Genomic DNA, 12,935 nt, shown 5'->3' on the forward strand with positions numbered 1-12,935 from the left:
TCGTCCTATTTGAATATAGTCAATACCTTACCGACATCAGAAAAAGTCCATGAGGCGGAGCCGTGGGCCCTGCCAGGCGCTTATCCCTGGTCCGCAGGACCTGTGCGATCTGCTCAGCCGTGATTCGCCCTTTTCCCGCTTCGAGCAGCGTGCCGACGATCCGCCGGACCATTTTATGCAAAAACCCTTCGCCCCGCACAATAACAACCAGCAATGGGCCTTCCTGCCCAAGCTCAGCACAGGTGATAGTGCGGACCGTATTTTCCTTTTCGTCACCGGCTGTACTGAAAGAAAAAAAATCGTGGGTTCCCACAAACTCTGCCAGAGACTCCCTCATCCGCTCAAGATCGAGGGGAACCGGAACAAAGAGCGCATAGCGGCGAAAGAAGGGGGACCGTTCAGGCTGGCGAAGGAGATAGTAGCGGTATTCTTTCTCTTTGGCATCAAATTGAGCGTGGAAGGTGGGATGCATGTCCACAGCCTGGTGAATGACAATATCGTCCGGCAAAAGGGCATTCAGGGCGCGCATGATGACTGCCGAAGAATGGCCGCTTTCGGTGAGAAAATGGGCTGTCTGCCCCTTGGCATGCACTCCGGCATCGGTCCTTCCTGCACCGTAAACACAAACCGGATGGCCCAGAATCCTGGCCAGGCGATCCTGCAAGATTCCCTGAACAGTGACCAGCCCCGGCTGGACCTGCCAGCCATGATAGAGGGTGCCGTCATATTCAATGGTCAATTTTATGGTGCGCATGCGGGTTGTATCATAATCATGTGGCCGACGAGGACCTGGTTTTCTTTTCCCGTTCCCGGAAATGGATCTTGACCGGAATCTGCTCCATTCCCAGGAGGCTGCGCAGTTGATTCTGGAGGTAGCGGGCGTAGGAGAAATGAATAGCCTGCGGATAATTGACAAAGAAGAGAAATGTCGGCGGCTTGGTAGAAACCTGAGTCTGGTAGTAGAACTTGATTTTCCTCCCGTGGTGGAGTGGAGGAAGCTTGCTCTCGATAATCTGGCGGGTAATCCGGTTGAGCTCTCCCGTCGGCACTCTCTTGGTGTATTGGTCATACAGGGTTTCAATCAGGGGGAGAATGTTGAAGACCCGCTGGCCGGTCAGAGCGGAAACGAAAACAATCGGAGCAAACGATAAGTATGCCAATTCATATCGGATACGGTCAACGAAGGAGCCCAGGGTTTTATCGTCTTTTTCCACCAGGTCCCATTTGTTGACTACCAGAATGCAGGGCTTGCCAGCTTCATAGGCATATCCGGCAATGGTGGTATCCTGCCTGGTGACGCCTTCGACCGCATCGATCAGGATGAGCGCAACATCGCAAGCTTGCAGGTGCTTGAGAGCGGAGATGATGCTGTATTTTTCGAGGGCCTGCTCCGTCTTGCCTTTTCTGCGGATCCCGGCCGTATCGACCAGAATGTATTGCCGACGGTTGAACCGGAGGTAACTGTCAACCGAATCCCGTGTCGTTCCGGGCACATCGGTCACCAGCATGCGCTCCTGACGCAGGAAGGAATTGACCAGAGAGGATTTGCCCACATTCGGCCGGCCGATGATCGCTACCCGGATTCCCTCCTCCGCTTCCGGGCGTACGGCGGCATGATGGGGCAGTTCCTGCCCGACCGCATCCATAAGATCGGAAATTCCCACGGCATGCTCTGCCGAGATGGTGACAAATGGTGCCCCGAGAGCATAAAAATCCGCCAGCACCTGCTGGGAAGGAGAAATGTCAATTTTATTGACCACAAACAGGATTTTTTTCCTGCTTCGGTGCAGCCGCTGGATGATCTGCCGGTCTATGCCAAGGAGTCCATCCCGTGCATCCATGAGGTAGAGTACCAGGTCTGCCTCCTGGACAGCCAGGTCGGTCTGATGCTGCATCTGGACAGCGATTTCCTCCCTGGCATCCAGTTCCAGCCCGCCCGTATCGACCAGGAGGTAACTATGATCGTCGTAGGTGCAGGTGGCATACATGCGGTCACGGGTCACGCCGGGCTGGCCATCGACGATAGCCTGACGCTTGCCGATCAACCGGTTGAAAAGCGTGGATTTCCCGACATTGGGTCGGCCTACGATTGCTACTACGGGAATTGGCATGGTTAATTAGCCGATCGAAGTAGCCTGCAACCCCCGGTTAGCAGGCTGCTGCTCCTTCGCCCGATCAGAGTACCCCACCAGGGCGGTTTTCAGAACCTGGTCCATGCTCTTGACCAGAATAAACTGGGTGACTTTTTTCACCATGTCCGGAATTTCCTTGAGGTCTTTTTCATTCTCCTCAGGCAGGATCACGGTCCGGATCTCCGCCCGGTGAGCGGCCAGGACCTTTTCCTTTAATCCGCCGATGGGCAAAACCTTCCCCCGCAGGGTAATCTCTCCGGTCATGGCTACATCATTGCGGACCGGTTTTCCGGTGAAGACCGAAGCCATAGCTGTGGCCATGGTAATACCGGCCGAGGGGCCGTCTTTGGGAATAGCGCCTTCCGGTATGTGGAGATGAATGTCATTTTTCTGGAAACAGTCTCCTGAAATACCCAGCTCTTTGGCCTTGGAGCGGATGTAGCTGTAAGCGGCCTGCGCCGACTCCTGCATGACATCACCCAGTTGTCCGGTCAGGGTAAGCTCGCCTTTGCCATCCATGATGACTGCCTCGATAGGAAGGATATCTCCTCCGACTTCAGACCACGCCAGGCCGTTGGCGATGCCGATTTCATCCTCCTGGGCCTTGTCTTTCTTGGGAAACCAGGGAGGTCCAAGATATTTGGGGACACTGTGCACTCCGATCTGAACATGGGTATCCTTCCCTTTCTGAACCACCTGCCTGGCAACCTTGCGGCAGACCGAGGCGATTTCCCGTTCGAGGTTTCTCACCCCTGCCTCTCTGGTGTAGCGGTAGATGATATATTTAATCGCCTTTTCGGAGAACTCGAGGTTTTTGGCAGCCAGCCCATGAGATTTCAACTGCTTGGGGATCAGAAAGAGCGAGGCGATCTTGACCTTCTCAAGGTCCGTGTATCCGGGCAGGCGGATGACCTCCATCCGGTCCTGCAAGGGGCCGGGAATCTTGTGGATCACATTGGCCGTGGTAATGAACATGACCTCCGAAAGGTCATAATCGACCTCCAGGTAATGATCGCTGAAGGAGTGGTTCTGCTCCGGGTCCAGCACTTCGAGAAGCGCTGCCGATGGATCCCCCCGGAAATCCGTGCTCATCTTGTCGATCTCGTCCAGGAGAAAGACCGGATTTCTGGACTGGGCCTTTTTCATGCCCTGGATAATCCGCCCCGGCAAAGCACCGATATAGGTTCTGCGGTGTCCCCGGATTTCAGCTTCATCCCGGACTCCACCCAGGGAAAGACGGACAAAGTTTCTGCCCGTGGCACTGGCAATCGAGCGGGCCAGGGAGGTTTTCCCAACTCCCGGCGGGCCGACAAAGCACAGGATAGGACCTCGCATTTTTTTGACCAGCCTTCGGACAGCCAGATATTCCAGGATCCGCTCTTTGGCCTGCTCAAGCCCGTAGTGGTCATGATTCAGGATTTTTTCAGCATTTTCCAGGTTGATCTTGTCCCGGGTCTTTTTGTCCCAGGGCAGTGAGATGAGCCAATCGATATAGTTGCGGACCACCGTGGCCTCGGCTGACATCGGCGGCATCAACTCCAGCCTCTTCAGCTCGCGCAGGGCTTTATCCTGGGTTTCGGCATTCATTTTGCCCTCCCGGATTTTCTCCTCAAGCTCCTGGATTTCCGATTTCCGGTTATCCATCGTGCCCAGCTCTTTCTGAATGGCCTTCATCTGCTCCTGGAGGTAGTACTCTTTCTGGGTTTTTTCCATCTGAGTCTTTACCTGGCTGCGGATCTTCTTTTCCAGTTCCTGAATATCGATCTCGGCTGACAGGAAATTGTACAGCTTCATCAGCCGCTCTTCAGGGTCGAGACTTTCCAGAATGGCCTGCTTATTGTCCATCTTCAAAACCACGTGAGAGGCGATGATATCAGCCAGACGTCCGGGCTCTTTAATATTCGAGGCCGACTGGATCAGCTCAGGCGGAATTTTGGGATTTGATTTGGCATACTTTTCAAACTGAGTATTGATATTTCTCATTAAAGCTTCTATCTGAGGAGAATTTTCGATTTCCCGCTCACAATCGGAAGCCACGACATTGAAGAATTCATTGCTCTCGATAAATTCCTCAACCCGGCAGCGGCCTATTCCTTCGGCCAGCACCTTGATTGTGCCATCCGGAAGCTTGAGCACCTGTAAAATTTCTGCAATCGTACCGATTGCAAAAATATCTTCCACCTGGGGATCATCAACCTTGGGATTCCTTTGCGATGCAAGGATAATCTGGTTGTTATTCAGCATGGCCTTCTCGACAGCCTTGATCGACTTTGGCCTGCCGATGAACAGGGGAACGATCATATGGGGAAAAACAATAATATCCCGCAAGGGTAATAACGACAAAACCCGTGTTTGCTGATTATTCTTCTGCTTATTTTTATCCTTAAAAAACATGGGGGAAAACCTTATCCTACCTTCTCGTACAGAAAAATCGGCGTCTCATGCCGCCCGATGACATCCTTGGTGATCACGCATTCTTTGATCCCGCTGCTGTGTGAGGGTAAATCGTACATGATGTCGAGCATGACATCTTCCAGAATCGACCGTAAGCCCCGGGCTCCGGTTCCCCGGGTAATGGCCTCGTGGGCAACTGCTGACAGCGCATCGTCGGTAAACTTCAACTTGACATTCTCCAGCTCAAAAATCTTCTGATACTGCTTGATCAGGGCATTCTGAGGATCTTTGAGAATCGAGATCATCATCTCTTCATTCAATTCGGTCAGGGTGGCAATCACCGGGAAACGGCCGACAAATTCCGGAATCATGCCGAATTTTATCAAATCGATCTGCTGAACCTTGCCGATAAGATCCGAGGCGCTTTGTTCTTTTTTACTTTTGACACCGGATAAAAATCCTACCGGATTCTTATCCAGCCGTCGGCCAATGATCTTTTCCAGACCGATAAAGGCTCCTCCGCAAATGAACAGGATATCTTTGGTATCAACCTGAATATATTCCTGGTGGGGATGCTTCCTTCCTCCCTGGGGAGGAACGCTGGCTATTGTACCTTCAATAATTTTCAGCAGGGCCTGCTGCACCCCTTCACCCGAGACGTCACGGGTGATGGACGGGCTATCGGTCTTGCGGCTGATTTTATCGATTTCGTCTATATAAACAATCCCTTTTTCAGCTTTGGCAACATCGAAATCAGCAGCCTGCAAAAGTTTTAAGATGATATTCTCGACATCCTCTCCGACATATCCAGCTTCGGTGAGCGTGGTGGCATCGGCGATAATAAATGGAACGTCAAGCATTTTGGCCATGGTCTGGGCCAGGAGGGTTTTCCCGGAACCGGTTGGTCCGATCAGCAGGATGTTGCTTTTCTGAAGCTCGACATCCTTCGGATCGACATTGGCTTCAATACGTTTGTAATGGTTATGGACCGCCACGGCCAGGGTCTTTTTCGCCCGCTCCTGCCCGATGACATACTGGTCAAGAAAATTTTTTATCTCAATTGGCTTAGCAAGCTTCTTAAAGTTCTCGATCCGCTCCTCTTCCCATTCTTCCTCAATGATGTCGTTGCAAAGCTCTATACATTCGTCACAGATGTATACGGTCGGCCCGGCAATAAGCTTTTTGACTTCATTTTGAGTTTTGCCGCAGAAAGAACACTTTAAGGTTACATTTTTCGAGCTTTTACCTTTAGCCATTTTTCATTCCCTTATGGTTGATAAAAATACCTATTAAATCTTTTTAACGATTACTTCATCCACCAGACCGTATTCTTTGGCCTGTTCGGCGGACATATAATAATCCCGTTCGGTATCCGCCTGGATCTTGTCAACGGGCTGGCCGGTATGCCTGACCAGGATTTCGTTCAATCGCCTGCGCATGAGTAAAATCTCTCTGGCCTGAATATCGACATCCGTGGCCTGCCCCTGAAATCCGCCAAGGGGCTGATGGATCAATATCCTGGAGTGAGGGAGGGCATAGCGCTTCCCCTTGGCACCGGCAGCCAGGAGCAGGGCTCCCATGCTGGCGGCCTGCCCGATGCAGATGGTCGAGACATCCGGCTTGATATACTGCATCGTATCATAAATAGCCAATCCGGAAGTCACTACCCCGCCGGGACTGTTAATATAGAGATGGATATCTTTATCCGGATCATCCGCCTCCAGGAACAAAAGCTGGGCAATAACGAGATTGGAGATATAATCTTCAATAGGGCTTCCCACAAATACAATCCGATCCTTCAGCAATCGGGAATAAATGTCCAAAGCCCGCTCGCCGCGGCTGGACTGCTCTATTACTATTGGTACCAGACTCATCGATTCCGTCACCTTATATCCCATTTCCTTTCCTGTTACCGGAGCACCGCGTGTTCCAGCAGAAAGTCTGTTGTTTTTCTGTCTTGGATGTTTCGTTCGATTCTCGACTTGGATAATCTTTTGACAATTTCTTCAGGAGATTTATGATATTGCCTGGCCAGCAATTGAACCTGATGATCGACCTCTGCAGGGGGAACCTCGATTCTTTCACGCAGGGCGATTTCCTGCAAGACCATGGCCACCCTGACATTCCTGACCGCTGCTTCCCGCAGGTTCTGCCTTACCCTGGCAATATTCGATTCAGCCTTATCGAGCGCCTGCCCTTGAGCCAATAACCGAAGCTCCAGATCATAGAAAAGCTCATCGATTTCCTGTTCGACCATCAATTCCGGAGGTTCAATTGAAACAGAAGCCACTAACTTGCCGAGTAAGGAATTGGCCATTTTCGCCTTCGCATCCTCCTCACGCCGTTCTTTTATCTTCTCGGCAATTTCCTCTTTCAGGCTTGCCAGACTGGCACTATCCCAGTCCCTGGCAAAATCGTCATCAATCTCAGGAAGAACTTTTTCTTTGATTTCCTTAATCGCTATTTTGAATAAAATTCTTTTCCCGGCCACTTCCCGGTTCGAGTAGTTGCCGGGGAATGATTCTTCGAATTCTTTCTCCTCGCCCTTGATCATGCCGACAAGTTTTTGAGAAAATTCAGGCAAAAATTGTCTGGCACCCGGAATGATCACGGCATCCTTCTTGCTTTCGCTCCAGGCCGGATTATCACGGTCCGAAGCCTCATAATCAAGGATCACCAGATCACCCTCCTGGACCGGACGTTCCGAGATGACCTGATATTTGGCATGCTGCTCCTGCAGGTCCTTCAGGGCATTCTGGACATCTTCTTCAGTCACTTCCACGTTTATCCGGTCGATTTCAACACCCCGGTAGTCAGGTAACTCAAGTCTGGGGTAGGCAGCGACAATCACCTTAAAGGAAAAAGGCGCATGCTCCTGAACGTGAAGCTCACCTTCAAATTCAGGATAACCGATTAACTGGAGCCTTGTTTCCGTAACAGCCTTTTCCAGATATTCAGGCACCAGATCCTTGATAACCTTCAATTCGATTTTTTTCCAGAAGTGGACCTTTAATATATCCCTTGGCACCTTGCCGGGCCGAAATCCTTTCAGCCTGGTAGCAGAACCTACCTGCCGATAGGCCTCGTTGATCTTCCTGGTTACCACATCCTCCGGGATTTCAACCGTGACTGCCTTTTTACTGTCCTCTAAGTCGGTCACATCGACTTTCATAGATTCTCTCCCGCCTAGCTATATCGCATCTTTATGCGAGAGGCGGGACTCGAACCCGCATGGTCAACCCACTGGATCCTAAGTCCAGCGCGTCTGCCAATTCCGCCACTCTCGCTTTCAGGATAATGCTTGCGCTATTTGTGAACCCCTTACAATGCCTATAAAAATGAATGGAGGAATACCCCTCTCACGGATAAAGCCTCTTTTTCAGCGCTTTCCTGAGATTACTTGAAGGAGTTCCTCCAGATGATAATTTTTTTCTCTTGTTTTTGGCAAATCGAAAAACCAGGGAAATTGGTGAGCCGTGAAGGAATCGAACCTTCAACCTACTGATTAAGAGTCAGTTGCTCTGCCAGTTGAGCTAACGGCCCACATACCCAAAAGCATTTATAATAATATAGTATATATAATACTCAATTCAATACGTCAAATACATTCATTATACGCCCGGCAGGGCTCGAACCTGCGGCCTGCGGATTCGAAGTCCGACGCTCTATCCAACTGAGCTACGGGCGCATTCTTCGTGGTATTGGGGTGAGTGGAGGGACTTGAACCCTCGGCCACTGGAGCCACAATCCAGAGCTCTATCCAAACTGAGCTACACTCACCATGATCATCTGTCACCAAAAAGGATTATCAGTCGTCAATCAAATATCAACATTGTCACCATATTCGTCAGGTCATCGAACTCTCTGTTTCCTTTAACTGACATTCAAGATAATCGCTTTTGTCCGCAAAGCTAAACTAGTATACACTTTTAGATACAATTTTTCAACTCAAATTGATCTGTTCCAGATGTTCCCCATCTTTGATGGGAATCTCCACTACACTCCTCCCCCTTGAGGGGGGAGGCTGGGTGGGGGTGATGGTTATGTTCACCCTCCTCATTGAGAAAAGGAACATGGGGAAACATCCGGATATCTTTAATCTCCCTTGAGTCTGAAAAGTTAGAATATTGCGAAATCCTTGAGATGTCAAGAGAAAAATATGAGAATCAGATGTTCCCCATTTCCCTCATTTCACTATTGACTTTGCTTTAACATTTCGCCATAATTCAAATCTGTCCTGACCGAAAGGAGGTAAGAAACCTTGAGTACCAAGAGTACTGGTAAGGTAACGATCCCCGGTTTAAAGCAAATGAAACAGAATAACCAGAAGATTACCATGCTCACCGCTTATGACTATCCGACGGCCGTCCTGCTGGATACGGCCGGAATTGACATTCTGCTGGTGGGAGATTCTCTGGGCATGGTAGCGCTTGGCTACGAAAATACCCTGCCTGTGACGATGGAAGAGATGCTCCATCATACCAAGGCGGTCAAAAGAGGGTGCAAGCGGGGGCTCATTGTGGGTGATATGCCTTTTTTGTCCTTCAACATGGACAGCAGCCGCGCCATTGAAAATGCAGGCCGCTTTATCAAGGAGGGCGGTGCCGGGGCAGTCAAGCTGGAAGGGGCTATGGAGCCTATCTTACGGTCTATCCGCTGCCTGGTGGAAGCAGGCATTGCAGTCATGGGGCACATCGGCCTGACCCCGCAACTGGTGCATCAGATGGGCGGGTTCAAGGTTCAGGGAAGGGAAAAGGAGAGTGCGGACCTGCTGAGCGAGAGCGCCGGGAAACTTGAGGAGGCTGGCGTCTTTGCTCTGGTCCTTGAGGGGATTCCGGCAGACCTTGCGCGAAATATTACCCGGCAGATCGCTATCCCGACCATTGGCATCGGGGCGGGACCGCACTGCGACGGTCAGGTATTGGTCACTCCCGACCTCCTTGGGCTCTCGGATGCTCCGAAACCCAAATTCGTCAAGCAATACGCTTCCCTGCATACGGTGATGTTGTCAGCCATACGTTCTTTCCGGCAAGAGGTCCTTGAGGGAAAATTCCCCTCGGATGAATACAGCTATCACTGAATGGTGCAGATGTTCCATCTCCGAGTCCATACTCAGCCGCACTCAACGGTAACCATCGGTAGGCTGCTCCGTATCCAGTCGTCTGGCGGGAGGTTCCTGTTGTTGCGATGACTGTGGTTGAGGAGAAGGCTGAGGTTGAGGTTGTTGCGGGGCGGGCACTTTTTCCGGAGACTGGGAATCGATGCTGAGAAAGCGGTCGGCAGCTATTTGATGAGCGTTGCAGAACCTGTCGGGCTCGGTTCCTTCACGGAATGCCTCCAGGATGACTCTGCGGCAATCCGGGGTAGCTAACAGACCAGTGTCTGCATCGATATTTTCAAAGGTAATCCCTCCGGGAACGGGGAAGTTGCTGGCCGGCTGATTGGCCAATGCCCGGCTCATGAAGTTTACCCAGATCGGGCAGGCTGCTTCGCCTCCGGTTTCCCGCTCTCCCAGGCTCTTGTATTCATCGAATCCCACCCATACTCCTGCCACCAGCTCCGGGCTGAAGCCGATAAACCAGGCATCGATATAATCATTCGTTGTCCCTGTTTTACCGGCCAGGGGCCTGCCGAGGCGCTTGGCCCGCCACCCGGTGCCATGCTGGATGACACCTGCCAGCAGGGAAGTGATAAGGTAGCTGGTCTGGGCATCCAGCACCCGGCGGGGTGATGGATCATGCTTCTCCAGCGTCTCTCCCTTGTCATTGAGAATAGATTTGATCGCGACCGGCTGGTTGAATATTCCCTGGTTGGCAAAGATTCCATAGGCTGAGGTAATCTCCAGAAGCGAAACGCCCGAAGTCCCCAGGGCCAGAGAGAGGTCATGATCGAGGGGAGAGTTTATCCCCATTCTTCTGGCCAGTTTAATGACCCCGTCTATCCCCACCTGATCCAGCAGCTTGACGGTAACGACATTGCTGGAGCGCTCCAGGGCTTTCCTGATGGTGATAGGGCCACTGAATTTTCCGGAATAGTTTTCCGGTTTCCAGCCTTTGGCCTGAATGCCATCCTTATAGACAATGGGAGAATCAATCACGATGTCAGCCAGGGTCCTTCCCCGGAGAAGAGCTGCCGTATAGATAAAGGGCTTGAATGCCGACCCCGGCTGCCTGCGTGCCTGGACCGCCCGGTTATATTGGCTCTTCGAGAAATCGTACCCCCCCACCATGGCCCGGATATGACCGGTCTTTGGATCGAGCGCCACCAGGGCCCCCTGAACAGCGGGCTCCTGCTCCAGGGACAGAGTCAAACAGCCATCGCTGGAATCCGGAAATTTTTTTATCCGGACAAGAACCTTATCCCCGGCTTTCAGGATTGCACCCGGACTCTTTGCCCTGGTCCATTTCATGCTCTCCCAGGAGATTTCTCCGCAGTGGTCATCAAGTACATCCACCAAAACCCGGTCATCGAGGACAGCCCTGACCCGTGCGGGCAGTTTTCTGGAGACGGGTTTTTTCTCCTCGATAGCCTGATTGATCTCCTCCACCGGCAGGTCATCCTCCTCCCAGTCACGGGGAAGGGGCCGGAAACCCTGCCGTTTGCTGAGCTCTTCCAGCCCCCAGCGCAAAGCTGACTGGGCGATTCTCTGCATCTGTGGATCAAGGGTAGTGTGAACCTGGAGCCCCCCTTTATACAGGCCGGGTGATCCATACTTTTTTTGCAGTTCCTGACGGATGTATTCCACAAAATAGGAGGCAGGCGTTTTTTCCTCTTCTTTCTGAAAATGAAAGGGAAATTGCAGAGCTGACTGATATTGTTTCCGGGAAATGACCCCCTCCTCCTGCATCCTCCGCAAAACCACAGCACACCTCCTCTTTGCCAGGTCCTCGTTGCAGAAAGGGGAATATCTGCTCGGTGCCCGGATCAACCCGGCCAGCAGGGCGGACTCAGGCAGATTCAGATCCCTGGCCTTTTTCCCGAAATAGGCCCTGGCAGCAGCCTCAACGCCATAGGCGCTATGCCCGAAGTAAACGTGATTGAGGTATAATTCCAGAATTTCCTGTTTGGAATATTTGGCCTCAATTTTGTAGGCCAGAAGGATTTCCTTGACTTTTCGCTCGATGGTCTTCTGGGGATAGAGAAACACCAGCCGGGTCAACTGCTGGGTAATTGTGCTGGCTCCTTCGACAAACCGCCCGGCGGTGAGATTTCTGCCCAGAGCACGCAATACGCGGGGCCAGTAAATGCCCCGGTGCTGGTAAAAGTTGACATCCTCGGTGGACAGGACCGCTTTGATAAGGTTCGGGCTGATCTCGGCCAAAGAAACGGGAATCCGCTGTTCAAGGCAGAAATTGGCTATCTGTTCGCGATTTCCTGCATAGATCCGGGTGGTTTGTCCGGGATTATATTCCCGCAGAAAGCCTGTGTCAGGGAGGGTGTGAGCCGCATGATAGATATACCCCGCCCCAATACCGATGCCAATGGCGATAAGCAGGAGGGCACAAAAACCTAAACAGGCAAACTTATTCCTCATCACTCATAACCCCGGCGACAAGCTCTTTCAGTTTATCCAGATCCAGGGGTTTTTTCATATATTCAAAGGCGCCCAGGCTCATTACTTGAATATAGGACGCTACTTCCTCATAAGCAGTCACAATAATCACCTTGATCTGAGGATTCTGGTCCCGGATCAACTCGAGTAAGGCAATTCCATTTAAGATCGGCATTCGCAGGTCCGAGATAATCAGCCGGACATCATGTTTTTTTGCCAGGCAAAACGCATCCTCACCGTCACAGGCAGCCAAAACAGCATATCCATCTTCTTCCAGAAGAGTTTTCAGGGCGGTACGAAACTCCTCATCATCATCAACAACTAAAATATACGGCCGGCTGATATCAGGGCTGCTGCTGGGTGGATTCATCTTTTCGTCCAATGCTTTTAACCAGATATTCTTTCAATACCCGGTATACATACTCCCCTTTGGTGAGGGCATCCATACCCTCGGCCTCTCCATAGACCTTCGAGGGGACCCACAGCGGCAGGTCCTTGCGCTGATACAGGGGAAATCGCGTTCTGGCTCCATGTTTTTCCAGAGAGGTAATCGCCTCGTAGAGTTTTTCGATTTCAGGGATATCTTTTTGAAAGACAGCCACAAACAGGGTCGAGGTTTTATGATCGCGGGTGACCACATTGCGCAGCGTTAAACACCCTTTGGTTATTTTCTCTACTGCTTCCTGAGCAAAATGAATGGTCCGGCTATAAAGGCCATTTACATAGGTCAGTCTCGCAGCCTGGATGTCAATCTCACTCTCCAGCAGGTAAGCCTCCGCAATATCTTTCGGATCGTGCATATCTTTTTCTCCTTTACTTTAAAAACTCCTTACTTCCTCTCGCCGCAGGCTCAGAAA

10 protein-coding genes and 4 tRNA genes are annotated in these 12,935 nt (G+C 51.4%); 1 reads left to right on the top strand and 13 read right to left on the bottom strand.

What is annotated here, in order from left to right; translation table 11 throughout:
- Positions 1 to 19: 19 nt before the first annotated feature.
- The 10 genes from truA to AB1611_09755 all read right to left on the bottom strand — a co-directional run bounded on the left by truA (position 20) and on the right by AB1611_09755 (position 8,306).
- Complete coding sequence (gene truA / locus AB1611_09710; GenBank protein ID MEW6379871.1) at positions 20 to 754, bottom strand: tRNA pseudouridine(38-40) synthase TruA; 735 nt, start codon at positions 752 to 754, stop codon at positions 20 to 22.
- Between the two features lie 16 nt (positions 755 to 770).
- Complete coding sequence (gene der, locus AB1611_09715; protein ID MEW6379872.1) at positions 771 to 2,111, bottom strand: ribosome biogenesis GTPase Der; 1,341 nt, start codon at positions 2,109 to 2,111, stop codon at positions 771 to 773.
- A 6-nt stretch (positions 2,112 to 2,117) separates the two neighbouring features.
- Entirely contained in the window at positions 2,118 to 4,526 is a 2,409-nt protein-coding gene (lon, locus tag AB1611_09720) for an endopeptidase La (protein MEW6379873.1), read from the bottom strand.
- 11 nt (positions 4,527 to 4,537) lie between these two features.
- Complete coding sequence (gene clpX / locus AB1611_09725; protein MEW6379874.1) at positions 4,538 to 5,782, bottom strand: ATP-dependent Clp protease ATP-binding subunit ClpX; 1,245 nt, start codon at positions 5,780 to 5,782, stop codon at positions 4,538 to 4,540.
- Positions 5,783 to 5,815: 33 nt separating this feature from the next.
- Positions 5,816 to 6,400, bottom strand: a complete 585-nt coding sequence (gene clpP, locus AB1611_09730; protein MEW6379875.1) for an ATP-dependent Clp endopeptidase proteolytic subunit ClpP — start codon at positions 6,398 to 6,400, stop codon at positions 5,816 to 5,818.
- 35 nt (positions 6,401 to 6,435) lie between these two features.
- Positions 6,436 to 7,698: a trigger factor gene (gene tig, locus AB1611_09735; GenBank protein MEW6379876.1), complete on the bottom strand. Its 1,263-nt coding sequence runs from the start codon at positions 7,696 to 7,698 to the stop codon at positions 6,436 to 6,438.
- A gap of 34 nt (positions 7,699 to 7,732) precedes the next feature.
- Positions 7,733 to 7,813 (bottom strand) — tRNA-Leu (locus AB1611_09740).
- Positions 7,814 to 7,993: 180 nt separating this feature from the next.
- Positions 7,994 to 8,069: transfer RNA gene (locus AB1611_09745), tRNA-Lys, on the bottom strand.
- Between the two features lie 71 nt (positions 8,070 to 8,140).
- Positions 8,141 to 8,214, bottom strand: a tRNA-Arg gene (locus tag AB1611_09750).
- Between the two features lie 14 nt (positions 8,215 to 8,228).
- A tRNA-His gene (locus AB1611_09755) sits at positions 8,229 to 8,306 on the bottom strand.
- Positions 8,307 to 8,787: 481 nt separating this feature from the next.
- On the opposite strand from AB1611_09755, the gene panB reads away from it, so the two are divergent.
- Positions 8,788 to 9,606, top strand: a complete 819-nt coding sequence (gene panB / locus AB1611_09760) for a 3-methyl-2-oxobutanoate hydroxymethyltransferase (GenBank protein ID MEW6379877.1) — start codon at positions 8,788 to 8,790, stop codon at positions 9,604 to 9,606.
- Between the two features lie 42 nt (positions 9,607 to 9,648).
- Here the strand turns inward: panB and AB1611_09765 are convergent, their stop codons facing one another.
- The 3 genes from AB1611_09765 to AB1611_09775 are packed head-to-tail and all read right to left on the bottom strand — an operon-like array spanning position 9,649 to position 12,878.
- Entirely contained in the window at positions 9,649 to 12,060 is a 2,412-nt protein-coding gene (locus AB1611_09765; GenBank protein MEW6379878.1) for a PBP1A family penicillin-binding protein, read from the bottom strand.
- Complete coding sequence (locus AB1611_09770) at positions 12,050 to 12,448, bottom strand: response regulator (GenBank protein MEW6379879.1); 399 nt, start codon at positions 12,446 to 12,448, stop codon at positions 12,050 to 12,052. The genes AB1611_09765 and AB1611_09770 overlap by 11 nt, the downstream gene beginning before the upstream one ends.
- Positions 12,423 to 12,878 (bottom strand): HEPN domain-containing protein, encoded by a 456-nt coding sequence (locus AB1611_09775; GenBank protein MEW6379880.1) that lies wholly within the window; start codon positions 12,876 to 12,878, stop codon positions 12,423 to 12,425. Before AB1611_09775 ends, AB1611_09770 begins: the two co-directional genes overlap by 26 nt.
- Between the last annotated feature and the right edge of the window lie 57 nt (positions 12,879 to 12,935).

Source organism: bacterium (assembly GCA_040755755.1).
Lineage (GTDB): Bacteria > SZUA-182 > SZUA-182 > DTGQ01 > DTGQ01 > DTGQ01.

Excerpts from the sequence above, each read along its gene's own strand:
- truA (MEW6379871.1), bottom strand. The coding sequence starts at position 754 with ATGCGCACCATAAAATTGACCATTGAATATGACGGCACCCTCTATCAT.
- der (MEW6379872.1), bottom strand. The coding sequence starts at position 2,111 with ATGCCAATTCCCGTAGTAGCAATCGTAGGCCGACCCAATGTCGGGAAA.
- lon (MEW6379873.1), bottom strand. The coding sequence starts at position 4,526 with ATGTTTTTTAAGGATAAAAATAAGCAGAAGAATAATCAGCAAACACGG.
- clpX (MEW6379874.1), bottom strand. The coding sequence starts at position 5,782 with ATGGCTAAAGGTAAAAGCTCGAAAAATGTAACCTTAAAGTGTTCTTTC.
- clpP (MEW6379875.1), bottom strand. The coding sequence starts at position 6,400 with ATGAGTCTGGTACCAATAGTAATAGAGCAGTCCAGCCGCGGCGAGCGG.
- tig (MEW6379876.1), bottom strand. The coding sequence starts at position 7,698 with ATGAAAGTCGATGTGACCGACTTAGAGGACAGTAAAAAGGCAGTCACG.
- AB1611_09765 (MEW6379878.1), bottom strand. The coding sequence starts at position 12,060 with ATGAGGAATAAGTTTGCCTGTTTAGGTTTTTGTGCCCTCCTGCTTATC.
- AB1611_09770 (MEW6379879.1), bottom strand. The coding sequence starts at position 12,448 with ATGAATCCACCCAGCAGCAGCCCTGATATCAGCCGGCCGTATATTTTA.
- AB1611_09775 (MEW6379880.1), bottom strand. The coding sequence starts at position 12,878 with ATGCACGATCCGAAAGATATTGCGGAGGCTTACCTGCTGGAGAGTGAG.